This is a genomic window from Pseudomonas sp. BN411 (assembly GCF_029871235.1).
Classification (GTDB): Bacteria; Pseudomonadota; Gammaproteobacteria; order Pseudomonadales; family Pseudomonadaceae; genus Metapseudomonas.
In genome coordinates this window covers 1-23,245 of the sequence record NZ_SSOM01000071.1, presented here as the reverse complement: position 1 = coordinate 23,245, position 23,245 = coordinate 1, and the positions used below count along the sequence as shown (strand labels likewise).

Sequence of the window (23,245 nt, the reverse complement as noted above, 5' to 3'; positions counted from 1 at the left end):
TGTGCTCCTATCGAAAGGCCGTCGGCAGGACCTCGGTCGGGTCCACGAAGCGCACTCCCTGGGGTGTCGGGATCGGCGTTGGCAATGGACGCAGGAAAGCGCCGCCGGCATCGTCGATCTCCCAGCGCAAGAGCATGGCGTTGTCTTCGTGGGTGGTGTTGTGGCAGTGCTCCATGAACATCCCGCCGAAGTCGCGGAACTGCATGGTGAGCGTGACGCTGGTACCCGGGTGCAGGCGATAGACATCCTTGCGGCCGCGTTCCCAGGCCGGGACGTTTCTCGCCCGGCCGTTGCGAGCGAGGATCTGGCCCTCCTCGAAGTGGATGTGGATCGGGTGGTCCCAGCCCGCACCGCCGTTCTTCAGCGTCCAGATCTCGCGAGTGCCGAAGCGCGGGGCTGCCGAGATGCGGCCAAAGTCCGCGTCAAGCTTGTCGCCGCCATCGGTCCCGATGCCCCATGGGCCGAAGAACGACGAGATGGGGTCGCTGGTGGTCTGGATGGCGCCGCGACCGAACACGAACGTACGCTCGGCGGCGACCGGGATATCTGACAGGTCGGGATTCGTTACGAGGACCTCGGGGACTTGGCTGATATCGGGTCGGGGCGGATCGCGGACGATGCGGAACTCCAGGAAGCGACCGACGCACGGGTCGCTGGACGTGCCCGACATCGCATCGCGTAGCGAGAGATCCTGAATGGGCCTGCGGCCGTTTTCGTGCTCGGCGAGATTGACCATCCAGACCTTGCTCCCGATGGAATAACGGGAGAAGTCGATGACGATGTCGTAGCGCTCGGCGATGCCCATTTCGTCGAGGGTCGTGAGCGTCACCGGAGTTGGCAGCAGGTTACCGTCATTGGCAATCTGGACCATCGGCGAGGCGTCGCTCAGGGCCAGCTTGAAGAAACGTGCCACCGCCGCGTTGAGGATGCGGAAGCGGTACTTGCGCCGCTCCACTTCGAAGAACGGCTTGTAGACCAGGTTCACCGTCATCACGTCGCCGAGGAACCCGTCGAAGTCGAAGATATCCATCGCCAGTTGGCCGTCCTGGTCCCAGGCCTTGTCCGCGAGCATCAGGTTCACGTCGTAGTCGAGGTTGCCGTACGACTTGGCCGAGCCACTGGGCAGGCGCAGGTTCACGCCGTCGTCGATCTCCTCGTTACCGCGATCGAGGCTGCTGTAGATGTTGAACATCCCGGCGTTGCCCTTGTACACGTTCTGCGAGGTGAAGCTGAACATGTGGTCGTGGAACCAGTGGGTGCTCATGGTTTCGTGGTAGTCACCCTGGAGGTTGTCGATGCCGCCGGCATCGTTGGGCGAACCGCAACGCGGATCATTGGCGCCCTGGTTGATGCTGAAGTAGCCGCCGTGGCAGATCGGATAGTGGTAGTCGTAGAACTCGCCGGGGAAGAAATAGGCTCCGGTGAATCCGTCGTTCTCCGCGCCGTGGTGGCCGTTGTGCTCGTGGGTGGTGATGGTGTGAATACCGAAGCCGCCATTCTGCGTCGGGTCCTCCGGCAGGCGGTTGTGGTGCCGCAACAGGATGTGCTCGTGGTATCGGCCGACCAGCAGCTTGGGCGGCAGGGTGCCGTTGAAGGTCCATAACGCCAGCGGTCCCTGGTCCGGCAAGTCGGGGTGGAACGCCGGGCGCAGGGCGTGCGCCGGGTCGATCCCGGAGTTCAGTTCCGATGGCACACCGGGGTTGTAGACGGTGTTGGGTTTGGCACCTTCCTGGGTGACCTCGACCGTCACCTTGGGTGGGAACTCATTCCAGTGCTGGTGGGCCCAGATCGGTCCCGGTGGCCGCCCCTCGATGGGGCCGGTGCCGCCGCCCAGTACGGCAGGTACCGGTTGCTGCGTGGTGTTGGCCTGTTCGGTCGGGTCAGGGCCTGGCGTTCCGGGGAACGCCGGAATGGGATTCATCACGCCCGCTCCGAAGGTGAATGTCTTGCGGGGCAGTACATCGAAGCGTGGCATCGGTTGGGTGAAAGGTTGCACGCCGAACAGCGGGCTGGGTGACAACCCCGTGGGGATGCCTAACGTCGTCGCATAGGCGCTGCTGGAGAAGGGAGTCAAGCCGTGTACGGGAACCAGCAAGCCACTGGAAGTCGCCAGGCCCCATTTGATGAAGTCGCGTCGAGTGACTTCCCCTTTTGATAAGGCCGTTGCCAGTTCCGCGAAATTCCTACTCGCATTTTCTGCTTCGCGCAGGCGTGCCCTTGACGCATCTTTCGGAAGGTACATCAGCCACTCCTCGCCATAGACCCCTGTAATCAAATTGCCAGGGAACGGCATCGGCGAAGGGCGCCAAAGAGTTGGAAACTACGTGATAGCTGACGGTTTCGCGAAGCGGGAACCAAGCGTAGCGCTGTCACGGGTATGAGCGTGACGAGTGGTAGAGCCGAGACGAATCCTGTTGCGGCTTTCACCTTCTCCATCCAATGGAAACACTTTGTTACAACCCCTCCGATACTGTCAATCAGCCATCGGACAGCTTTCAGTCTGATTGCGCCTTATGGATCAAGGTTGATCGCAGATGGCGATATCGTGGTTGCTCCTGTATCGCTGGCCTTACTAAAGCCTTGGAACGACCCTCCGCCGTTCGGCGAGCACATCCGATGAAGCCGACTAACACCTGACCACCCTGCCCTTTCCGAACAGCACAGGGTGCCCCGGGCCGTAAGCGTTATTGCGCCGTAGACCGGTCAAAAGGTAATCGCCCCCTGCTCGCAGTGACCTGACACAGGAATCAGTTTGATCGCCTCCGGCCGCAGGCTGTCTAAAAAGTGATACTCCTTTGGAGAACATCATGAAAAAGCCCACCCAACAGCACGCTGCAGGCCTGGCGATGGCCAAGGAAGTCGTCACCCGCGAAGGCACGTGCGTCAGTGATCTGCCAGCGATGCTCGAAGCATTGATCAACGAAGCAATCGCCTCACCCGTTGGCCGCCCGGCACTCATGGAATTGTTCGACCTGGTCAGAGAACTCAGGAAAGCCGGCGCCACCACCTCACCCAGCCTGCACAAGACTGAATACGAAAGAGGCATGGGGTTCGCCCTGGTCCTGGTCCTGAAGCGGATCAAGGCGCTGCGGTGACTCACGACTGACGGATGAATGCTCGGCATCAGGGCCCTCTCGGCCAGGTGAGCAAATCCGAGAAAGTGAAACCGTGGATGATGCCGCTCGAAATGAAAGCGCCTCGGACAGAGGTTCAACCTGCCAGAGGCGCCGATGCCCCCTAAGAGGGTGGGGCACGAATCAGCCTAGACGTCCACCTGAAGACTGCCGCCCCATCCATTGCCCCAGGATCACCATCCATCTATCTGGGCCTGAAATGAAGTTGCTGGTGACGCCTGCCGGGCAAAGAGAGTTTGAGTACCTGTCAGTCCCTTTGGCGGTCAGTGAATCGTAGGGAAGCGCTCTTTCACCAATGCCTGAGCCTGATGGGCCATCTGATCGAGCAGGCGGTCGCGTTTGTTCTCGGCCTCGCTCATGGCCTTCTTGCCGTGTTGCTGCACCAGGTAGGCGTGGATCTGCCGCACTTCCTTGGATTGGAATATCGGGGCCAGATCCTGCACCGCCACCATGCCGTCCGAGCGGTGGTCGCGAGTATTCAGCAGCACGTGCGGCCCCTGCACTGCCAGTACCTGAAACCCCATCGCTTCAAAGGTAGGCACCTTGTTCGCCACGCAGGCCAGTTCGACGTGGGGCCGATGCTTGACCATCCGCTGCAACATCGCCCGGGCAATACCGCGTCGGCGGTGGCTGGCTTTGACGGCGATATAGGCGAGAGTGCAGGCCTCGGCATCATCCTGACTCGGCAGATACAGGGTAAAACCCAGCACCTGGGAGGGATCTTCATCATCCAGGGCCAGGATCAACCGCGCGGTGCTATCCAGAGAGCTGTTCATGGCCTGCAGATACAGATGTACCTCGTAGCCAATCACGTACTGATACAACTGATAGAGCGGATTGCTAGGCGTCAGCGACACCGGGCTGATGTCGCTGAAGTAGTCCACCACCATTTGTAGAACCTGGCTCTTCAGGGATTCGGGCGGCGATGTGTCCAGGTTTGCAAGGGTGAACATTCGAAGCTGGCTCCGGGTGTGCCCGATCCGGAGGGATCAGCGCTGGCGCCATTGTAACGCCCGCGAGCACCGAGCGTTCCCACCGGCACTCGCATGGGCCGCTCCCACAGAAGAGCGGGGACCGCGTTGCGGTCCTGAGCGTCGGACGCCCGTCAAAACGACAGCGCCCGCCCCAGCACGTCGCCGCGCGGGTCCCCTTCCCTGCTCACCAGGGCGTAGTTGTAGCCATTCCTGGACCAGTACCGGGCCTCCAGTTCGCCGTCCCGGCGCTGGCCCTGCTTCATGCTCGGGTACAGCGAGCCCGGCGCCCGCAGGTACAGGCTGACCCGTTGTCCCTGGTTGTCTTCGAACAGGAGCAACGCCGCCGCGCCCTGTTCGGTCACCAGCCAGCGGCCACCTACCGGGGTGAAGCCGTAGGGGCTGAGGTCGGGAATCCGAGCTGCATGGCTGAAGCGCTGATCCAGCCACGCCTGGAGTTCGCTGGGCTGCCTGGCGCGGATGTCGACCACTGGACTGGCGGCGAACAGGCGGTGGGCCTGAAGGGCATCCTGCATCGGCGGATTGGCCGCCAGCAGGCTCATGTCCCGCGCTTGCCAGCCACCCAGGCCGCCCGCACCGAGCGCCAGGACGAAGGATGCCGCCAGGGCCAGGCGACGCTGCTTGCGCGCACGCAGTGAAGCCCGGATGGCCACCGGGTCGAGACGCGGGTTGGGCGCGAGGCCCGGATTGGCCAGGGCCACGCGGAGCATCTGGGCATCCCGCCGCCAGGCCTCCACCCGTGCGGCCGCTTCCGGATTGGCCGCCAGATAGGCTTCTACCGCCTTGCTCTGCTCGGCATCGAGCTGGCCGTCGAGGTAGGCGTGCAGGTCATCTTCGCTGGGATGGAATGCGTTCATTTGAGTACCCGCAGATGAGGGTTGGACATCTCGCCCTCGGCCAGCTCACGCAGCGCCTTGCGCGCGCGGGACAGCCTGGACATCACGGTGCCGATGGGAATGCCGAGGGTATCGGCGGCCTCCTTGTAGCTGAGCCCCTCCACGCTCACCAGGAGCAGGAGCGCGCGCTGCTCCGCCGGCAGCCGGCCGAACGCCTCGAGGGTGGCCTGGTTGACCACCAGATCCTCAGTGGAGGGCGCTTCCTCGGTGCGGCCGCCGAATATTTCCAGCAGCCGCGCATGGCGACGGGCCCGCCGCTGGCCGTCAAGGAACTGCCGATAGAGGATGGCGAACAGCCAAGCGCGGAGGTTGCCGTCGCCCTTGCTGCTCCAGCGCGACAGCGCCCGCTCCAGCGTCGCCTGGACCAGGTCGTCAGCGCTGCTCGCATTGCGCGTCAGCCACAGCGCGAAACGTCGCAGCCTCTGTAATAACTCCCGCAGTTCCGCGTCTTCGATCATGTTCATAGCCAGGTGTTGTGCCGCTCTTGCCAAGGGTGCGACGAGAAGACGTGCGAGGCGGGATTTTATTCCCGACCGGGAATAAAGCCCTGAGGGGTGCGTCTCACCGGCTCATGGACAAGGGCATTTCGCCCGGGAGTATCGCATGAGCAAGGCACCACCCAAGGGGATTGACCTGGCGGCACGACTGGCCGTGATCGGCCTCGCCACTGGCGGACTGGCAGCCGCCTTCGCCTACGCCGGCGGCTGGATCGGCGGCGAGCACCTGACCCCGCAGCGGATCATCGACGCCTTCGAGGCCAACGCCGGCAAGTTCCCCGGCTACCGCAAGAACCACGCGAAAGGCATCTGCATTGCCGGCCACTTCGAGAGCAACGGCCAGGCTGCGCAACTGTCCCGCGCTTCCGTCTTCGCCCCCGGCACGGTGGCGGTGATCGGCCGCCTGGCCATCGGCGGCAGCAATCCCCATGCGCCGGATGCCGGCGTACCCACCCGCAGCATGGCGCTGCTGTTCCAGTTACCCGGCGGCGAGCAGTGGCGCACCGGCATGAACACGCCGCCGGTGCTGCCGGTGGCTACCCCGGAAGCCTTCTACGAGCAGGTTCTGGCCGCCCGCCCCGATCCCGCCACCGGCAAGCCGGACCCGGCAAAGATGCAGGCCTTCTTCGCCGCCCACCCGGAAAGCGCCGCCTTCCGTCAGTGGTCCCAAAGCGCCAAGCCCAGCAACAGCTTTGCCAACGTCGCCTACAACGGCATCAACGCCTTCCGTCTGGTGGACGCTGCCGGCAATGGCCACTTCGTGCGCTGGTCGGTGCAACCGGAGACACCCTTCGAGCCCCTGGGCGACGCCGGCACCGACGCGGATTTCCTCAGCCACGACCTGCAGCAACGCCTGGCGCGGGGCCCATTGCGCTGGCACCTGATGCTGACCCTCGCCGAACCCGGCGACCCCACCCATGACGCGACCCGCCAGTGGCCGGCCGACCGTCGCCAGGTGGATGCCGGCACCCTGGTCGTGGAAAGCGCCGAGCCGCAGGACAGTGGCGCCTGCCGCGACATCAACTACGACCCGACGGTACTGCCCGACGGTATCCAGGTCTCGGACGACCCGATCCTCGCCGCACGCTCGGCCGCCTATGCCGTGTCCTATAACCGCCGCACCCGGGAAGGCGCACCCGGCGCCGGGCAAGGAGTCCAGAAATGAACACCCAGACCCACTTCAGCCCGCTGCTGCGGGTGCTCCACTGGCTGATGGCGATCCTGCTGCTGGCCATGCTCTTCATCGGCGTCAGCATGGTGGGCGACCTGTCGCCGCGCCACAGCGCACTGGTGGCGCTGCACAAGCCGCTGGGCGTGACGTTGCTGGTCCTGGTGCTGATCCGCCTGGCCGTACGCCTGACCCGTCCGGTGCCGTCCCTGCCCAGCGACATGCCCAACTGGCAGCAACGTATCGCCAAGCTGTCCCACCTGCTGCTCTACGGCCTGATGATCGCCCTGCCGCTGGTGGGCTGGGCCATGCAGTCCGCCGGCGACTACCCGGTGGTGCTCCACGACTCCCTGCTGCTGCCGCCCATCGTCCCGCATGACGCGCGGCTCTATGCCTTGCTGCGCGTGGCCCACACTGTACTGGCGTACCTGCTGTTCATCAGCATCCTGGCGCACCTGGCGGCGGCCCTCTACCACGCGCTCATCCGCAGGGATGGCGTGCTTTCGAGCATGACCACCGGCAGGGGCATCCGATCGATGCCTGACGGTCAGTAGACGCGGGCATTCCCCGCAACCCACCTCTCCAGCAGGAGAACCCCACCATGAAAACCCTAGTCGTCGCCTTGAGCCTCAGCCTTGCCTCCACCGTCACCCTGGCCGCCACGGACCAGACCGCGCCGCCGGTCACCCAGTACGAGTACGGCGTGCACCTGGATATCGCGCGGGTGGTCCAGATGACCGACCTCACCACCTTCTGCGGCGTGGGGCCGGCGCAAATGACCTACGAGGACAGCCAGATGCAGACCAAGACAATCGAGTACCTGGTCTGGGGCACCGGCTGCAAGAACGACTACTGAGAAGCCGTAGATCGGGCTGAGCCCAACGAAGCCCAGCAGTGCATCGTTGGGCTTCGCGGCCTCAGACCAGCGTGGCCCGCACCGACCTACGAAACCCGGGCGTTCGCCGGCGGTCCATAGCAGATCGCCAACCCCACCCGAGGCCCATTCCTTGAAAAACTCGCTCCCGCTGCTGCTGGCCACGCTCTTCGCCGCCCAGGCCCACGCCTCCAGCGACCAGGCCTGGCAGGAGCACGACGCCCGCCTGCTCAGTGCCTGCAAGGCTGTCAGCGGCCTGAAGGACGTCCGCCCCGCCGGCCAGCCGGTGCTCTTCGATGATTCTCTGGGGTTGACCGCCCTGGTGCTGGAAGGCCGCTACCCGCAGCCTCACATGAAGAACCAGCGCGGTCGCGAGCTGTGCCTGTTCGAGCGCAAGTCGCGCAAGGCTCACATCGCCGAAGCCGACACCCTGCTGGATGCGCGCAAGCCCTGAATCAGAACCAGCCTTTCCACTTGAACCAGGCGTACGGCAGGATCGCCGACACCACCATCAATCCCAGTGCCACCGGGTAGCCGAAGGCCCAGTCCAGTTCCGGCATGGACCTGAAGTTCATGCCATACACCGTGCCCACCAGGGTCGGCGGCAGGAAGAGCACGGCGGCGATGGAGAACACCTTGATGATGCTGTTCTGCTCGATATCGATCAGCCCCAGGGTGGCGCTGAGCAGGAAGGCGATCTCGTCGAACATCTTCGCCACGTAGTCCACCAGCGAGCGGATGTCCCGCTCGATGGAACGCGAACGGTCCAGGCCGGGCTCGCTCAGCCAGAGCTCCGACCACGCGTTCGAATAGTCCAGCACCCGCCCCATGCTGATCAGGCTCTCGCGCAGCTTCACCAGGCCCGAGTTGTTACGACCCAGGCGTTTGACCACCTGCTGCAGGTCGGTGCGGCTGCCCTTGCGCTGCGGCGCGGCACCACGCTCCTCGCTGAACACCGCACCAGACATCTCGTCCAGCTCGCGCTGCATCAGCTCCAGCATGTCGGCGATGTGATCCACCACGCTGCCGCACAGGGACAGGAATATCTGCTCGCTGGAGGCGTGGGTTTCAGGCTCGCGGAGGAACTTGTCTTCCAGGTATTCGAAGAACGGCAGGTTGGCGTAGCGCACCGTTACCAGGTAGTCGGGCGCCACCACGAACATCACGTCGCTGGAGATCGGCCGCTGCTCGCGCAGGCCGCTCACCAGGGTGGCGTTCATGTAGAGGGTGCCGGCGTGCTGATAGAGGCGCGAGGTTTCCTCGATCTCGACGATGGCCTCGCGAGAAGGGATTTCCACCCCCAGCGACCGGCCGATGAAGGCTGCTTCTTCCGGTTCGGGGTCCATCAGGTCGATCCACAGGGTGGCCGGGGGAATGGCCACGCCGGGCTGGCCAGCGCTGGCGTGCAGGACGCCGCCATCCTGCGCGTAGTAGTGGATCATCCAGGTTGCTCCTTGGGCGTCTGGGAATGAGTAAAGCACCGGTCATGCCCTGCGAAGACGCGTCTGGCGGACCGGGAGGCACGCGTCCGGCAATTGGACTAGGTTCTGGTTAGGCGAACGGAGACCACCATGACCCAGCGCAACTCACCCGTGCCCCCGGGCGAAGCGGTGCCCTGGTTCACCAGCAGCACCCCCAGCCGCGAACGCTTCACCTTCGATACCACCGCCGGGCGCTACATCGTCCTGTGCTTCCTCGGCTCCTCCGCGGACCCGACAGCGGCGCGGGTGCTGAGCGACCTGCTGGCCCGCCGCGAGTGCTTCGACGACGACCAGGCAGCTTTCTTCGGTGTGACCGCCGACCCGCGCGACCGGGAACAACAGCGCGTGCGCGACCTGTTACCGGGCATCCGTTTCTTCTGGGACATGGACCGCAGCATCTGCAACCTGTTTGGCGTGCAGCGCGAGAACGGCGCCATCCGCCAGACGACCTACCTGCTCGACGCCCGCCTGCGGGTGATCGCCGTGCTGCCGATCCTGCCCGGCGGCGAAGGCCATATCGATACCCTCATCGCCCTGCTAAAGGCCCAGGAACCCATTCCGCCGGCCGCGCCCGCCCTGCCCCAAGCGCCGGTGCTGGTGGTGCCACGCATCTTCGAACCCGAACTGTGCAAGACGCTGATCGACTACTACGACCATCACGGCGGCGCCGACTCGGGCTACATGATCGAGCGCGACGGCAAGACGGTCGAAGTGGTCAAGTACGACCACAAGCGCCGCCGCGATTGCGCCCTCGAAGACCAGCAACTGTGCCAGTCCTGCATGCATCGCATCACCCTGCGCCTGGTCCCGGAGATCCAGAAGGCCTTCCAGTTCCATGCCACGCGCATGGAGCGCTACCTGGTGGCGTGCTACGACGCCAGCGAAGGCGGCCACTTCCGCCCCCACCGCGACAACACCACCAAGGGCACCGCACACCGCCGCTTCGCCGTTTCCCTGTTCCTCAACAGCGGCGAGTACGAAGGCGGCCAGCTGCGTTTCCCGGAGTTCGGCCGCAGCCTCTACAACGCGCCAACCGGCGGCGCCGTGGTGTTCTCCTGTTCGCTGTTGCACGAGGCCACGCCCGTCACCTCCGGTCGCCGCTACATGTTCCTGCCCTTCCTCTATGACGAGGAAGCCAGGCGCATCCGCGAGGAAAACCAGCAGTACCTGGAAAGCTCGACTGAGCAATGACCGGCGGCCTGGCATATCATTCAGCGCCTCGCGACTGACTGATGGATACCCCAATGAGCCACGAAACCCTGCTGGACGCCCTGCTCGACGCCGACATGCTGGAAATCGACGACCTGCACGCCTGGGAGTTCGACCTGGACGAAGCGCTGGTGGAAGCGCTGGACGCCGGCCAATCGGGCGACCCCGAGGCCCAGCTGCTGCGCATTGAATGCATGGACGGCCGCTCCCGCCGCGAATGGCGCTTCACCCAGGCCGCCGTGCAAGCCGCTCACTTCGACGCCGAAACCGGCTGCTGGAAACTGGCCGGCACCGATGGCGAACACGCCCTGCGCTGCTTTGATGCTTTCGGCGGCGATGCCGAGGATGAAGACGAGCAGGAGTGAGCTGCCTGCTCTAGGGGCGAACCTGCGGTCCGCTTGGCGATTGAAATCGCCCCTACAAGGCAATGCCCAACTCTGCTGTAGGGTGGGCTTTAGCCCACGCCGACCTCCGATGGTGGGCTGAGGCGCTCTTCTCCTGTGGGGGCGAATTCATTCGCTAAGGATGGCGTAGCCGTCCCCCTGCCGATGATCAGGACGAACCTGCGGTCCGCTTAGCGATTGAAATCGCCCCCACAAGGCAATGCCCAACTCTGCTGTAGGGTGGGCTTTAGCCCACGCCGACCTCCGATGGTGGGCTGAGGCGCTCTTCTCCTGTGGGGGCGATTTCATTCGCCAAGGACGGCCCAGCCGTCCCCCTGCCGATGATCAGGGCGAACCTGCGGTCCGCTTAGCGATTGAAATCGCCCCCACAAGGCAATGCCCGGCCCACTAAGCCGGCTTAGGTGAGGACATTGCGCACAAACCGCACCAACTGCTCGCCTTCATTGGCATAGATGTAGGGCTGGTCGCTTCCGAACACCAGAAAATCTCCGGCCGCTACCTGATGCGTCTCCCCACTGTGCAGTACGGTCAGATCACCTTCGATCACGTAGATCATCTCTCGCCAGCCTTCGGCATCCGGTTCGGCCCTGTAGCGCTCGCCCGGTGCCAGCGACCAGCTCCAGAGTTCCACCTCATGCCGCGTCGCTGAACTGGCCAGCAAGGTGGCCTGGCTGCCGGGCTTGGCGCCCACCCAGGCCACAGCATTGATACGGGAACGATCGGGGCGATCCGGTTGTTGCACCAGATCGGGAAAGAGCACACCGAGGGCGGCGGCGATTCGGTCCAGCGTGGCCAGACTGACATTCACATCACCGCCTTCGATGCCCACCAGCATGCGCCGGCTGACGCCGGCAGCAGTGGCCAGGGCTTCCTGGCTGAGGCCTGCGGCACGGCGCAGGCGGCGGACGTTCTCGGAGACGTGCTCCAGGACGTTGGGACGTTCATCGGATTTGGGCAACATATTGCTCACACCCTGGCTTTTGCGCATTATGTTGCACATTAGCATTCGAATACGCCAGCCCTCTACCGTTCTGCCGGATCAGCCACCATGACCTCGCTGTCGCGCCGCCTCGCCTCCACCCTGCTGCCCGTTTCCGTCCTCCTGGTGGCAATGGCCTCCATCCAGAGCGGCGCGTCGCTCGCCAAAAGCCTGTTCCCGGTAATCGGCCCCCAGGGCACCACCACCCTGCGCCTGGTGTTCGCGGCCATCATCCTTACGCTGGTCCTTCGGCCCTGGCGTGCACGCATCAGCAAGGAATCCCTCAAGCCGCTGATCCTCTACGGCCTGGCCCTGGGCGGCATGAACCTGATGTTCTACATGTCCCTGCGCACCATCCCGCTGGGCATCGCCGTCGCCCTTGAGTTCACCGGCCCCCTGGCGGTGGCGCTGTTCGCTTCGCGCCGCGCCATCGACTTCATCTGGATCGGCCTGGCAGCCCTGGGCCTCTGGCTCCTGCTGCCGCTGGGCAAGACCGGAGGCCACCTGGACCTGACGGGCATGACCTACGCCCTTGGCGCAGGCGTCTGCTGGGCGCTGTACATCCTCTACGGCGCCAAGGCCGGCAGCGACCACGGCATGCAGGGCGCGGCCCTCGGCGTGCTGGTGGCGGCCATCTTCACGGCGCCGATCGGCATCGCCCATGCTGGCGTCGACCTGCTGCGCCCGGAACTGTTGCCCGTGGCGCTGGGCGTCGCCCTGCTCTCCACGGCCATCCCCTACAGCCTGGAAATGGTCGCCCTGACCCGCCTGCCGACGCAGACCTTCGGCACCCTGATGAGCATCGAGCCCGCATTCGGCGCTCTTTCCGGGCTGATCTTCCTCGGCGAGCACCTGTCGTTGCTGCAGTGGCTGGCGATCTTCTGCATCATCCTCGCGTCCGTCGGCTGCACCGTCACGGCGCCACCGCGCCAGCCGTCCCAGCCCCTGGTGCCAGCCGACTAATCCGGGCATTTCCGCTGATTTTCCTCTTGCGGAGAACGGGTGATTCTCCGCAGGCTATAGCGATCCGGACCGCGTCTTACAGGTACCCCAATGAACAGACTTCCCTATGTCGCCACCGGCTGCCAGCCGGTGAACTGGCAGCTGGACCAGATCGTCAGCGACTTGCGCGACGCCCGCGCCCAATGGCGTAGCCGGCACGGCCGCCTGCAGGACCGTGGCGGCCGCGAACTGCCCTCACGCGTCACCGTCGGTCACATCATCGAAGCCCTGTCCGGCGCCCTCTTCCCCATGCGCCTCGGCCCAGCCGACCTGCGCGAAGAGAGCGAGGACTTCTACGTCGGCCATACCCTGGACGTGGCGCTCAACGCGCTGGCCGGTGAAGTGCGCCGCGAACTCTCCTACACCGCGCGCCACAACGGTGCGAGCGGCGATGACATCGCCTGCCAGGCCATCGAGATCGTCAAGGGATTCGCCGCCACCCTGCCCAAGCTGCGGGTGCTGCTGGATACCGACGTGCTGGCCGCCTTCCAGGGCGACCCGGCGGCGCGCAGCGTGGATGAAGTGCTGATCTGCTATCCGGGCGTGCACGCGGTGATCCACCACCGCCTGGCCCACTATTTCTATAAGGCCGGCCTGCCGCTGCTAGCGCGGATGATCGCCGAGATCGCCCACTCCGCCACCGGCATCGACATCCACCCCGGTGCACAGATCGGCAAGAGCTTCTTCATCGACCACGGCACCGGCGTGGTGATCGGCGAGACCGCGATCATTGGCGAGCGGGTGCGCATCTACCAGGCGGTGACCCTCGGCGCCAAGCGCTTCCCGGCGGACGAGGAAGGCAACCTGCAGAAGGGCCAGCCGCGCCACCCGATCGTCGAAGACGACGTGGTGATCTACGCCGGCGCGACCATCCTCGGCCGCATCACCATCGGCAAGGGCTCCACCATTGGCGGTAACGTCTGGCTGACCCGCAGCGTGCCGGAAGACAGCAACATCACCCAGGCAAACCTGCAGAACGAAAGCGGGGTTTGACGTTGTGGGGGCGAATTCATTCGCGATTGAAATCGCTCCCACAGGGGTTCGGTACCCACATTTCCCCCTCACCCCAGCCCTCTCCCTCAGGGAGAGGGGGCCGACGGTGCAGGACTGAAAGATCGTGCCAGCCGTAGGGTGGAAATAGCCTTTCATTTCCACCAACAAAAAACGGCCCCATCAGGGGCCGTTTTTCATTGCGCGCTCAGCTCAACGCAGCTTGTCCACCATTGCCGCGATCACCGACAGCACATCCTTGCCCAGGCGCTTGGAACGTTCGCCGTTCCAGGCGGTACGCGGGTGCGGGTTGTCGTCGTGGTCCTTGAACGGCATCTCGATGGTGAAGGACAGGCAGTCAAAGGCCATGCCCACGGCGTTGCACGCCAGGGTGGTGTTGGCCTTGCCCGGTTCGTCGCGGGGATAGCCGAACCTCGTCTGGAACTCCGCGCCGATGTCCACCAGGCGCTGGCGGAATTCGTTTTCCAGGGCTTCCAGGCGCGGTGTGTAGCCGGGGTTGCCTTCGCAGCCGGCAGTGAACACATGGGGGATTTCCTCGTCACCGTGGATGTCGAGGAACAGGTCCACGCCTACCTTGCGCATCTGCTGCTGGACGAAGAACACCTCTGGAGTCTCGGTGTCGTCAGCGGACTGCCAGGCGCGGTTGAGGTCCTTGCCGGCGACGTTGGTGCGCAGGTGGCCACGGAACGCGCCATCCGGGTTCATGTTCGGCACCAGGTAGAGGTCGGCCTTGGCCAGCAGCGCATCGATCTCGGCATCACCCTCCTTCGACAGGCGCTCGACCACCCCTTCCATGTACCACTCGGCCATGTGCTCGCCGGGGTGCTGCTGGGCGATGATCCAGACCTTGCGCTGGGCGTTCGGGTTGCGGCTGACGCGCAGCAGCGGAATCTCGCGGCCCTCGATGCTCTTGCCCACCGCCACCACTTCGGCGCCGGTCTTGTCCAGGGCTTCACTGATGAGCCAGTCATGGCGGGCGCGGCTGTAGGGTTCGAAATAGGCGAACCAGATTTGATCGTGGGTGGGTTCAAGGGCGAAGTGCAGGCCCTTGTCGTCGAAACTGCTGGGCACGCGGAACCAGTTGACCTGGTCGTAGGACGCGGCGGCGTTGTAGCCGGTCCAGGCGTGGCTGTAGGCGGACTGCCCGGCGTTGGTCAGGCTGAAGCCATGGCGCTGGCCGGGGGTCATGCCCTCGACCTTGAAGTGGAACCACTGGAAGTGGTGGCTCTTCAGGTCCGGCCGCATGGCCAGCAGCACCTGCTGCGGGTTGCTGGCGTCAATCACTTCGATATTGCCGCTGTCGAAGTCCGAGCTGATCTTCATGAATACCTCAGGGGCTCTTTTTTTCACGGTACGAACAGCATCGCAGGTCGCGCCGTCCGGGAAAATCGTCGGGGCGACATCGACGGACAGCCGGCGCCCCGTATGGAGGTTATTCGCCTCGGTCTTCCAGGCGGGCAAGGCGTGCTTCCAGGTCCGCGACCCGCGCTTCCAGCTCTTCAATGCGGGCATCGGCAGCGGCGCGCGCCTCGCCACCCCGCTCCGGCTGGCTGGCGCGGGCCTCCAGCAGGGCCTCGAGGTCGGCCGGCTCGCCCATCAGGTGCATGTAGCGGTCTTCGCGCTGGCCGCCCTGGCGCGGCATCAGGACTGCCAGGCCACGGCCGATGAGGCGTTCGAGCTGGTGGCGGACGTCTTCGGTGTCGTCGAAGTCGGCCATGCGGTTGCTGCGGGTCAGCAGCTCGCCCAGGGTCTGCGGGCCGCGCAGGAGCAGCAGGCCGATGAGGATCAGCTGCGGCTGAACCACTTCCAGGGCCTTGTCCGTGCGCTGCTCCCAACGGTCGGCGCGGCTGCCCATCACCAGCTTCACCAGGCCACGCGACTCCAGATTGCGCAGCGACTGGCCGGCCTGACCGGGGGTGACGTTCATCACCGGCTCACGGCTGGTCTTCTGGTTGCTGGCCAGTACCAGGGCGTTGAGGGTCAGCGGGTAGGACTCGGGGGTGGTGGCCTGCTTCTCGATCAGGCTGCCGAGGAGCCGGGCCTCGATGGCGTTGAGCGGAGCGTCGGCGAACTGGGCATGGATCTCGGTGGACATAGCACTATCCGTCTGCTGAAAAGTGCCACTAGCCTAGTCTCCGCCGGCTAGCGAGAAAAGCGCTGCACCAGGAAGTCGATGAAGGCCCTCACCTTGGCGGGCAGCCGGCGCCCCGGCGGGCACACCGCGTAGATCTGCGAAGCGGGCAGTGGAAAGTCCTGCAACACCTCCACCAACCGGCCGCTGGCGAGATTTTCCTCCAGCAGAAAGCGCGGCAGCGACACCAGCCCGAGGCCATCCATCGCCGCCTGCACCAGCACCTCGCCATTGTTGGCGATCAATCTGGGACGCACCGTCACTGAACGCCATTCACGCCCCATGAGGAACTGCCACTGGCTGCTGTTGGCGCGGTTCTTGTAGCCCAGGCACTGGTGCTCGCGCAGGTCGTCGGGCACTTGCGGGGTGCCGTGTTCGGCGAGGTAGGCGGGGCTGGCGCAGATGGCGTGCGGGCAAGGCCCCAACTCGCGCGCCACCAGGGTGGAATCCGGTAGGCGGCCGATGCGCAGGGTGAGGTCGTAGCCTTCGTTGACCAGGTCCACGTAGCGGTCGTTCAGGTCCAGCTCCACCTCCAGGCCGGGATGGGCCTGCATGAACTCGTTGAGCGCCGGCGACAGGTATTTGAGCCCGAACGACATGGGCGCCGCCAACCGCAAGCGTCCGCGCAACTCGCTCTGCAGGCTGCGGGTTGCCTCCTCGGCTTCGGCCAGGTCGCGAAGGATGCGCTGGGTGCGCTCGAAGTAGTCCATCCCGGTCTCGGTCAGGCTGAGGCGCCGGGTGGTGCGATTGAACAGCCTGCATTCCAGGTGCCGCTCCAGCGCACTCATGCGCCGGCTGACCACGGATTTTGCGATGTTCAAGCGCTGCGCGGCCGCCGAGAAGCCGCCGGTCTCGACCACGACCACGAATACCCGCATGTCTTCGAACAGGTTCATCGCTATCCGCCTGTGAGGAACGAGTGGCCGTTATCACAGGTTTAGCGGATTTGGGCATTGGCATTTGTTAAGACGGGCCGCCTGTGGGGGCGAATCCATTCGCCAAGGGCAGCGCAGCTGCCCCAGGGCCAATGGGCGAACCTTCGGTACGCGCAGCGATTGAAATCGCCCCCACAAAAAAGCGCGGCGCCTTTACAGAACCACCACCCTCCCCTCCATCACCCGCACTGGCACTGGTTCCAGCCGACTGCCTTCGCAGGGGCCTTCGATGCAGTGACCGTCCTCGAAGCGGAACAGGGCGCTGTGGTGGGCGCACATCAGCACCTGGCTGCGATAGGTGCAGAACTCGCCGGGGCGGAAGTCCAGCGGCACCGAGAAATGCGGGCAGCGATTGCGGTAGCCCCACACCTCCTCACCACGGCGCACCAGTACCAACGGCAACGCCTTGCCCTCCAGCTCGGCGTCCAGGGCCAGGGCGCCGCCGTCGGCGATGGCGTCCAGCGCGCAGAGCGGGTTCATCCACGCAGCTCCGGGTTGCCCAGGCCCCAGTTCCAGGGGCGGATCTCGATGTGCTCGAACAGCCCGGCAAGCACGTAGGGGTCGTCGCCGAGAAAGGCCTGCACCTCGGCCAGGCTCATCGCCTCCACCACCAGCAATGTGCCGTTCATGCGGCCATTGCTGTGGTCCAGCGTCGGACCGCCGAGACGCACCACAACCCGGTGCGGATAGGGATTGCGCAGGTGTTCGCGATGAGCCGGACGCACCTGGTTGCGCAGGCTGATCTGGTTCGGCTTGTCGGTGGCGAAGACGGCGAAGTACTGGCTCATCAGGCTTCTCGCTCCAGCACGAAGTCGTAGCTGGCCAGGCGGAAATCACCGTCGAAGCCGAATTGCGCCGCCAGCGGATGGTTCGCCTGGCACGGCTGGTAGACCACCTTGAGGGAATCCTTGACGCCGAACACCACATCCGACTCCAGGTACGGATCGTCATGGTTGAACAGGTGGGTGACCAGGGTGCGCTGACCGGGTGCCATGACCATGAAGTGCAGGTGCGCCGGCCGCCAGGGGTGGCGGTCGCTGGCTTGCAGCAGGCGTCCTACCGGGCCATCGGTGGGAATGGGATAGCTCACCGGCAAGGTGGTGCGAATGGCGAAACGACCCTCCGCGTCGGTGCGATAACGCCCGCGCAGGTTGGTCAGGGGCTGCTCCGGGTCCTGCCCGGAATACATGCCGTTCTCCGCGGTCTGCCAGACATCCAGCACCGCATTGGCGATGGGTTCGCCCGCCGCATCCAGTACCCGCCCCTGCACCAGGGCCGGTTCGCCCGGGGTGAAGGCCATGTTCTCGCCGTGGCCACGCTCCGGCATGCCGGCGATGTAGAACGGCCCGAACACCGTGGTTTCGGTAGCCGACTCGCAGGCGCGGTGATTGATGGCGTCCACCAGCATGGACAGGCCGATCACATCCGAGAGCAGGATGAATTCCTGGCGCACGGTGCCGTCGCACTTCTTGCCGGTATCGGTGAGAAAGCGGATGCCTTCCAGCCATTCGTCCTCGGTCAACTCCACCTCGCTGGCGAACGCGTGGAGATGCCGAACCAGGCTCTGCACCACCTGGCGCAGGCGCGGGTTGGGCGTGTTGGCGAAGGCGGCAACCGCCTGGGCGGAAATCTTCGCTTCGTTAGTCGGGATGTTGTTCATCTTGTGTTCCCGTGGGTCCAGGTTTGCTGATCCGTAGGGTGCGCCGTGCGCACGAGAAAGCGCGTGCGCGGGAACTGGTGCGCGCGGCGCACCCTACGAGCGACGTCAGGCCGGTGGCAGGCCCTGCCAGGCGCGTACGAGCATGGCTTCGATGGCGTCCTGCTCGAACGGGCGTGGGTTGTAGTAGGGGCTGGAGCAGGCGATTACCGCAGTCTCCGCCGGGCCTTCCTCGGGCAGGCCGATCTCGGCCAGGGAGGCCGGGATTCCCAGCTTGCGGTTCAGGGCGAACAACAGCGGCCCCACCTCCTCCGCTTCCCGACCGCCGAGAGCACGGGCAGCGCGACGCAGCGGCTCGGCGGCAGCCTCGCGGTTGTAGTGCGCGGCATGGGGCAGCACCACTGCATGCGCCTGGGCATGGGGCAGATTGAAAGTGCCGCCCAGCGTGTGGCAGAGCTTGTGGTGGATGGCCATGCCCACCGAGCCCAGGCAGATGCCGGCCAACCAGGCCCCGTAGAGCGCGCGGCTGCGGGCTTCGGCGTCGTCCGGGTTGGCGACCACGCCCGGCAGGGACTCGGCCAGCGCACGAATCGACTCTTCCGCCATCAGGGTGATGATGGGGTTGGCGTCCTGGGCATAGAGCGCCTCCACCGCATGGGCCATGGCGTTCATGCCGGAGCAGGCGGAGATAGCCGCCGGCAGGGTCAGGGTCAGTTGCGGGTCATAGACCACTGTCTTCGGCAGCACGCGGAAATCGCGCCCGGTCTTCTTCAGGCGGTTCTCGGTGAGGCCGTAGATGGGGGTCATCTCGGAGCCGGCGTACGTCGTCGGCACCGCCAGGATCGGCAGGCCCGACTCCAGCGCGATGGCCTTGCCAAGACCAATGGTGGAGCCACCGCCGATGGCGACGCAGCAGTCGGCGCCAAGCCGGGCTGCCTCCTCACGCGCGGCACGGGCCACTTCCACCGGCACATGCATCACCGCCTGCGGATAGACCCCGGCGGAACGCTCGCCGAGGATGTCAGCGACCCGCTCGCCCAAGTGGCGCTGTTCCGGCGTGGTGAGGATCAACGCGCGGCGGGCGCCGAGCGTGTCCAGTTCCTCGGCCAGCAAGTCCAGCTTGCCCCAGCCGAACACCACGCGGGATGCCAGGCCCTGGTAGATGAAGGGATTCATGGTCGACCTCAACGCTTGAAATGGGGCGGAATCTTCGCGTCCACGTTGACCCATACCGAGCGGGCCTCGGTGTAGTCGTGGATGGCCTCGAAGCCCATCTCACGGCCATAGCCCGACTGGCCGACACCGCCGAAGGGGCTGCCGGGGCTGACGCGCTTGTAGCAGTTGATCCAGCACATGCCGGCGTGGATGTTCGCCGCCATGCGGTGAGCACGCTGCAGGTCGCGGGTCCACAGACCGCTACCCAGGCCGTACTGGGTGCCGTTGGCGATTGCCAGAGCTTCTTCATCCGTGGAGAAGCGCAGCACAGTGACGAACGGGCCGAACACCTCTTCCTGGGCCACGCGGTGATCCGGCTGGGCTTCGACTACAGTCGGCTCGACGTAGTAGCCATCGGCGAGCGCCGGATCGCTGGGTGCCTTGCCGCCGGTAAGTATGCGGCCACCCTGGGCGCGGGCGATGTCCACATAGTCCATCACGCGGTCGCGGTGCTGGGCGGACGTCAGTGGGCCCATTTCAGTGTTCGGGTCCAGCGGGCTGCCCAGGCGGATGGAGCGCGCCAGGCCGATGAAACGTTCGAGGAATTCGTCGGCAATGCGCTCGTGGAGAATCAGCCGCGAACCGGCGATGCAGGCCTGCCCCTGGTTATGGAAGATCGCCCAGGCGGCGCCATTCACGGCGGCGTCCAGGTTGGCATCTTCGAAAACGATATTGGCGCCCTTCCCGCCCAGCTCCAGCTGTACCCGCTTGAGGTTGCCCTGGGAGGCTTCGACGATGCGACGGCCGGTGGCGGTGGAGCCGGTGAAGCAGATCTTGCCCACGTCCTCGTGCTCGGCCAGGCGCTGGCCGGCGGTGTGGCCATAACCCGGCACCACGTTGACCACGCCATCGGGGAAGCCCACTTCCTTCATCAGCTCGGCGATGCGCAGGGTGGACAGCGGGGTGATCTCCGACGGTTTGATCACCACCGTGTTACCGGCGGCGAGCGCCGGGCCCATCTTCCAGCTGGTGAACATCAGCGGGAAGTTCCACGGCACGATCTGGCCGACCACGCCGATGGGCTTGCGCTGCACGTAGTTGAGGAAACCGGCTTCCACCGGAATCACCGCCCCTTCGATCTTGTCGGCCATGCCGCCGAAGTAGCGGAAACAGGCAGCGGTGCGCGGCACATCGAGGCCGCGGGAATCACGGATCGGATGGCCGGTGTCCAGGGATTCCAGCTGTGCCAGTTCTTCTGCCTGTTCCTCGATCTTGTCCGCCAGCTTCAGCAGCAGGCGACCGCGCTCGGCGCCCGACAGCGCCGCCCAGGCCGGGAAGGCGCGCTTGGCCGCGGCAACAGCCAGGTCCACGTCCTCGGCTTCGGCGGCGGCGATATGGGTGATCAGCGAGCCGTCATGGGGCGACAGGACTGAGAGGGTCCCGCCCTTCTGCGCCGGCACGAAGCGGCCATCGATGAAGAGTTGGTTTTGCATAAAAAAGCTCTCCGGGCGCCGTGACCAGGCACGGCGTCCATATGTGGCATGAATGCCCCCCTCTCCCCTCAGGGGAGAGGGGGGCTGGGAGTCAGAACTCCACCGGATACGGCGGCAGCTCACCGCTCTCGTAGCGTTGCGGCAGGTTCGGCGTGGCGTTCTCCCACACCAGCAGCATGGAGCGCTTGGTGGAGTAGCCCTGGTGGCGGATGTCCGCGGGCATGGCGCAGATGTCGCCGGGGCGCATGGTGATGCGGGCACGCGGCGCGCCGTCGTCCTTGTCAGCGACGTCCCAGATGATTTCGTCTGAGAGTTGCAGGAACCACTCCACGCGATCATTGCCGTGGAACACCGGGAGGATGAATTCCTCGGTGGTCGGGCAGAACAGGCTGGCCTTGCACACCGAGCTGACCGAGGGGTTCCAGGTCACGTCGGAGCGGGACAGGTACTTGTACAGGTTGAAGGCATGCAGCTCGCCTTCGAAGCCGTCGGCGGCGTGGATTTCCGGCTCGTCCTGGGGCACGTCGGCGAACTGGCGGTTCACCGGCAGGTCGTTGCGCAACGGCGAATCATCCGGCAGGCCCGGCATGCGGCGGGTGGCGACGCGGAAGCGCTCGATGGCCTCGATGTTGTCGCCGTTCTTGCGACCGAAGGCGCTGCCGGTTTCTTCCGGCGCGGCGAAGGGGTCGAAGCCGGCATTGGTCCAGTCGCGCAGGATGGCCTTGAAAGTGGCCATGATCTTCGGCGTTTCGAACTGCTCGGTGTAGTCGACGCCCGCCTCGCGCAGCACGCCGTTGAAGGTGCCGGCATAGAGGTCGACCTTGCCGTAATGGTTGCGGGTGCCGATCACCTCGTCGAAGTTCACCCACCCATAGAAGAAGCCCCAGGCCACGTCGCGCATGGTGGCGCGCAGGAAGGCGTCGGCCGGGATCAAGTGCGAGCGCTCCTGGCCCTTGGCCGACCACTGGATGCGCGCGAAGTATTCATCGCGGGAAAAGGTGAAGGCGCCCAGCTTGAAGCTACGGTAGCCGGTAATGGAGTCAGGCAGGCTGGCTTCGACTTCATCGGCGGCGAAGCTGGCGGAGGTGTCGAGGGTTTCGAGCATGGCCATGGTGGATGTCCTCTTGTTCTGGTCGTCGGTCGGGGCTGTCACTTCAGGCAGATGTCTGCCCACTTCTCCACCGACAGCGGTCCCTTGATGGTCTGCAGCAGGAGTACCGAAGGCTGCGCGCTTTCGAAGCGGTAGGCGCAGCCCGCCGGTAACAGGGCCTGGTGACCGCGCTTGAGCAGGACGTAACCCATCGGGCGGCCCTTGGGCTGCTCACCGGCCAGGCGAGTGCCTTCGCCGTCAGCCAGCGGCTCGTCCAGCTTGAGGAAATCCACCCGTACTTCGCCGTCCACCGAGATGGCGAATTCATCGTGCGCGGCGGTGTACCAGGGAGAGGTGCCTTCGGAACGCAGGGTCTCGATGACGTAGCCGAGGTTCAGGCCGACCACCACCTTTTCATAAGGAGCGGATCGACTGGCGACGTCGAAGATGTTGGAAAAAGCGTAGTGGCGGGCTTCGCCCTGGATGATCTCGATCGACCCCATGCGATGGTCGTCGAGCGAGCCGAAGACGGTCCGGAATGCGGCAGTGCTCATCTCATTCACCGTTTGTTGTTGTAGTGGGTGAGTGAACGTTACGAGCGACGCCGACAACCAACAATTCCAGGGCGGACGACAACAGTGTTTGCAAAACGCGAACAGTACCTCAGCGGCTCTGGAACAGCGCTTTCAGCCAGAACGGCGAGCTAACCTGCGCAGAAAAAGATGCAACTGTGGCAACGATGAAGGGACTCTATCGCGCAGATTGATCGAACTAATCGATTATACCAATTCATGGAAATAGCCTTTCCATTCGGCGTAATAACGCCCAAATCAAACGCTTAACTCTTTGTTTTTAATAGAACACACATAACTATCACTGACGTCGATGGTAAACATCACGCAGCATCACTTCTTCATCGAAATCACATCAGTAACATGGGCCCCGTAGACCAATTCCAACCCTTACCGAGGTGCCCGAAAATGAAAAAGCAAATCCTTGCCAGCCTGTTCATCGCCAGCCTGTCCGCCACTGCTTTTGCCCTGCCCCAGGGTGCCGTTGTCGCTGAAGGTGGTTCCGACCGCACCAGCATCCACCGCGTAGCCGAAGGCGGCGCTGACCGTACCGGTGCCAACCGTA

Annotated in this window: 25 protein-coding genes; 9 read left to right on the top strand and 16 right to left on the bottom strand. The window is 64.8% G+C overall.

Going from position 1 to position 23,245, the window contains the following annotated elements; all coding sequences use genetic code 11:
• Nucleotides 1–7 precede the first annotated feature (7 nt).
• A complete protein-coding gene (locus E8F06_RS17620; protein WP_280369599.1) occupies nt 8–2,095 on the bottom strand; it encodes a multicopper oxidase domain-containing protein in 2,088 nt (695 codons plus the stop codon).
• A gap of 712 nt (nt 2,096–2,807) precedes the next feature.
• Between E8F06_RS17620 and E8F06_RS17615 the strand changes: the two genes are divergently transcribed.
• Nucleotides 2,808–3,095, top strand: a complete 288-nt coding sequence (locus E8F06_RS17615; RefSeq protein WP_280369598.1) for a hypothetical protein — start codon at nt 2,808–2,810, stop codon at nt 3,093–3,095.
• A 302-nt stretch (nt 3,096–3,397) separates the two neighbouring features.
• On the opposite strand, the gene E8F06_RS17610 is transcribed toward E8F06_RS17615, so the two are convergent.
• The 3 genes from E8F06_RS17610 to E8F06_RS17600 form a co-directional block, all read right to left on the bottom strand.
• Entirely contained in the window at nt 3,398–4,087 is a 690-nt protein-coding gene (locus E8F06_RS17610) for a GNAT family N-acetyltransferase (protein ID WP_280369596.1), read from the bottom strand.
• Between the two features lie 152 nt (nt 4,088–4,239).
• A complete protein-coding gene (locus E8F06_RS17605) occupies nt 4,240–4,983 on the bottom strand; it encodes an anti-sigma factor (protein ID WP_280369594.1) in 744 nt (247 codons plus the stop codon).
• Nucleotides 4,980–5,486 carry a sigma-70 family RNA polymerase sigma factor gene (locus E8F06_RS17600; protein WP_280369592.1) on the bottom strand — a complete coding sequence of 169 codons (507 nt, stop codon included), beginning with the start codon at nt 5,484–5,486 and terminating at the stop codon, nt 4,980–4,982. The genes E8F06_RS17605 and E8F06_RS17600 overlap by 4 nt, the downstream gene beginning before the upstream one ends.
• Nucleotides 5,487–5,625: 139 nt before the next feature.
• Here E8F06_RS17600 and E8F06_RS17595 point away from each other — a divergent pair, with 139 nt between their 5' ends.
• The 4 genes from E8F06_RS17595 to E8F06_RS17580 all read left to right on the top strand — a co-directional run bounded on the left by E8F06_RS17595 (nt 5,626) and on the right by E8F06_RS17580 (nt 8,015).
• Nucleotides 5,626–6,684 carry a catalase family peroxidase gene (locus E8F06_RS17595; protein WP_280369590.1) on the top strand — a complete coding sequence of 353 codons (1,059 nt, stop codon included), beginning with the start codon at nt 5,626–5,628 and terminating at the stop codon, nt 6,682–6,684.
• Nucleotides 6,681–7,241 carry a cytochrome b/b6 domain-containing protein gene (locus E8F06_RS17590; RefSeq protein ID WP_280369588.1) on the top strand — a complete coding sequence of 187 codons (561 nt, stop codon included), beginning with the start codon at nt 6,681–6,683 and terminating at the stop codon, nt 7,239–7,241. The genes E8F06_RS17595 and E8F06_RS17590 overlap by 4 nt, the downstream gene beginning before the upstream one ends.
• 47 nt (nt 7,242–7,288) lie before the next feature.
• Nucleotides 7,289–7,543 carry a DUF2790 domain-containing protein gene (locus E8F06_RS17585; RefSeq protein WP_280369586.1) on the top strand — a complete coding sequence of 85 codons (255 nt, stop codon included), beginning with the start codon at nt 7,289–7,291 and terminating at the stop codon, nt 7,541–7,543.
• Nucleotides 7,544–7,694: 151 nt separating this feature from the next.
• Nucleotides 7,695–8,015, top strand: a complete 321-nt coding sequence (locus E8F06_RS17580; protein ID WP_280369584.1) for a hypothetical protein — start codon at nt 7,695–7,697, stop codon at nt 8,013–8,015.
• A gap of 1 nt (nt 8,016) precedes the next feature.
• Here E8F06_RS17580 and E8F06_RS17575 read toward each other — a convergent pair whose 3' ends face one another.
• Nucleotides 8,017–9,003, bottom strand: a complete 987-nt coding sequence (locus E8F06_RS17575) for a magnesium transporter CorA family protein (RefSeq protein ID WP_280369582.1) — start codon at nt 9,001–9,003, stop codon at nt 8,017–8,019.
• Between the two features lie 129 nt (nt 9,004–9,132).
• On the opposite strand from E8F06_RS17575, the gene E8F06_RS17570 reads away from it, so the two are divergent.
• Complete coding sequence (locus tag E8F06_RS17570; RefSeq protein WP_280369580.1) at nt 9,133–10,233, top strand: 2OG-Fe(II) oxygenase; 1,101 nt, start codon at nt 9,133–9,135, stop codon at nt 10,231–10,233.
• A 53-nt stretch (nt 10,234–10,286) separates the two neighbouring features.
• The gene (locus E8F06_RS17565; protein ID WP_280369578.1) at nt 10,287–10,616 is read left to right on the top strand and encodes a DUF5629 family protein; all 330 of its coding nucleotides are present in this window, start codon (nt 10,287–10,289) and stop codon (nt 10,614–10,616) included.
• A gap of 436 nt (nt 10,617–11,052) precedes the next feature.
• Here E8F06_RS17565 and E8F06_RS17560 read toward each other — a convergent pair whose 3' ends face one another.
• Nucleotides 11,053–11,643, bottom strand: coding sequence for an XRE family transcriptional regulator (locus tag E8F06_RS17560; protein WP_280369576.1), 591 nt, complete (start codon nt 11,641–11,643; stop codon nt 11,053–11,055).
• Between the two features lie 60 nt (nt 11,644–11,703).
• On the opposite strand from E8F06_RS17560, the gene rhtA reads away from it, so the two are divergent.
• Both rhtA and epsC read left to right on the top strand, forming a co-directional pair.
• Entirely contained in the window at nt 11,704–12,597 is an 894-nt protein-coding gene (gene rhtA, locus E8F06_RS17555; protein ID WP_280369575.1) for a threonine/homoserine exporter RhtA, read from the top strand.
• A 90-nt stretch (nt 12,598–12,687) separates the two neighbouring features.
• Nucleotides 12,688–13,629, top strand: coding sequence for a serine O-acetyltransferase EpsC (gene epsC, locus E8F06_RS17550; RefSeq protein WP_280369573.1), 942 nt, complete (start codon nt 12,688–12,690; stop codon nt 13,627–13,629).
• Between the two features lie 210 nt (nt 13,630–13,839).
• On the opposite strand, the gene E8F06_RS17545 is transcribed toward epsC, so the two are convergent.
• From E8F06_RS17545 to E8F06_RS17500, 10 genes are all read right to left on the bottom strand, one after another.
• The gene (locus E8F06_RS17545) at nt 13,840–14,970 is read right to left on the bottom strand and encodes a M14-type cytosolic carboxypeptidase (protein WP_280369572.1); all 1,131 of its coding nucleotides are present in this window, start codon (nt 14,968–14,970) and stop codon (nt 13,840–13,842) included.
• 109 nt (nt 14,971–15,079) lie between these two features.
• Nucleotides 15,080–15,742: a DUF480 domain-containing protein gene (locus tag E8F06_RS17540; RefSeq protein ID WP_280369570.1), complete on the bottom strand. Its 663-nt coding sequence runs from the start codon at nt 15,740–15,742 to the stop codon at nt 15,080–15,082.
• Nucleotides 15,743–15,789: 47 nt separating this feature from the next.
• On the bottom strand, nt 15,790–16,674 hold the full coding sequence (locus E8F06_RS17535; protein ID WP_280369567.1) for a LysR family transcriptional regulator: 885 nt from the start codon (nt 16,672–16,674) through the stop codon (nt 15,790–15,792).
• A gap of 192 nt (nt 16,675–16,866) precedes the next feature.
• Entirely contained in the window at nt 16,867–17,193 is a 327-nt protein-coding gene (locus tag E8F06_RS17530; RefSeq protein ID WP_280369565.1) for a Rieske 2Fe-2S domain-containing protein, read from the bottom strand.
• Nucleotides 17,190–17,501 (bottom strand): YciI family protein, encoded by a 312-nt coding sequence (locus E8F06_RS17525; RefSeq protein ID WP_280369563.1) that lies wholly within the window; start codon nt 17,499–17,501, stop codon nt 17,190–17,192. The genes E8F06_RS17530 and E8F06_RS17525 overlap by 4 nt, the downstream gene beginning before the upstream one ends.
• Nucleotides 17,501–18,373 carry an intradiol ring-cleavage dioxygenase gene (locus tag E8F06_RS17520; protein WP_280369561.1) on the bottom strand — a complete coding sequence of 291 codons (873 nt, stop codon included), beginning with the start codon at nt 18,371–18,373 and terminating at the stop codon, nt 17,501–17,503. Before E8F06_RS17520 ends, E8F06_RS17525 begins: the two co-directional genes overlap by 1 nt.
• 105 nt (nt 18,374–18,478) lie before the next feature.
• Nucleotides 18,479–19,546 (bottom strand): maleylacetate reductase, encoded by a 1,068-nt coding sequence (locus E8F06_RS17515; protein WP_280369559.1) that lies wholly within the window; start codon nt 19,544–19,546, stop codon nt 18,479–18,481.
• A gap of 8 nt (nt 19,547–19,554) precedes the next feature.
• The gene (locus E8F06_RS17510) at nt 19,555–21,018 is read right to left on the bottom strand and encodes an aldehyde dehydrogenase family protein (RefSeq protein ID WP_280369557.1); all 1,464 of its coding nucleotides are present in this window, start codon (nt 21,016–21,018) and stop codon (nt 19,555–19,557) included.
• A 91-nt stretch (nt 21,019–21,109) separates the two neighbouring features.
• Entirely contained in the window at nt 21,110–22,129 is a 1,020-nt protein-coding gene (locus E8F06_RS17505) for a hydroxyquinol 1,2-dioxygenase (protein ID WP_280369555.1), read from the bottom strand.
• Nucleotides 22,130–22,167: 38 nt separating this feature from the next.
• Nucleotides 22,168–22,662, bottom strand: coding sequence for a hydroxyquinol 1,2-dioxygenase (locus E8F06_RS17500; protein WP_280369553.1), 495 nt, complete (start codon nt 22,660–22,662; stop codon nt 22,168–22,170).
• Between the last annotated feature and the right edge of the window lie 583 nt (nt 22,663–23,245).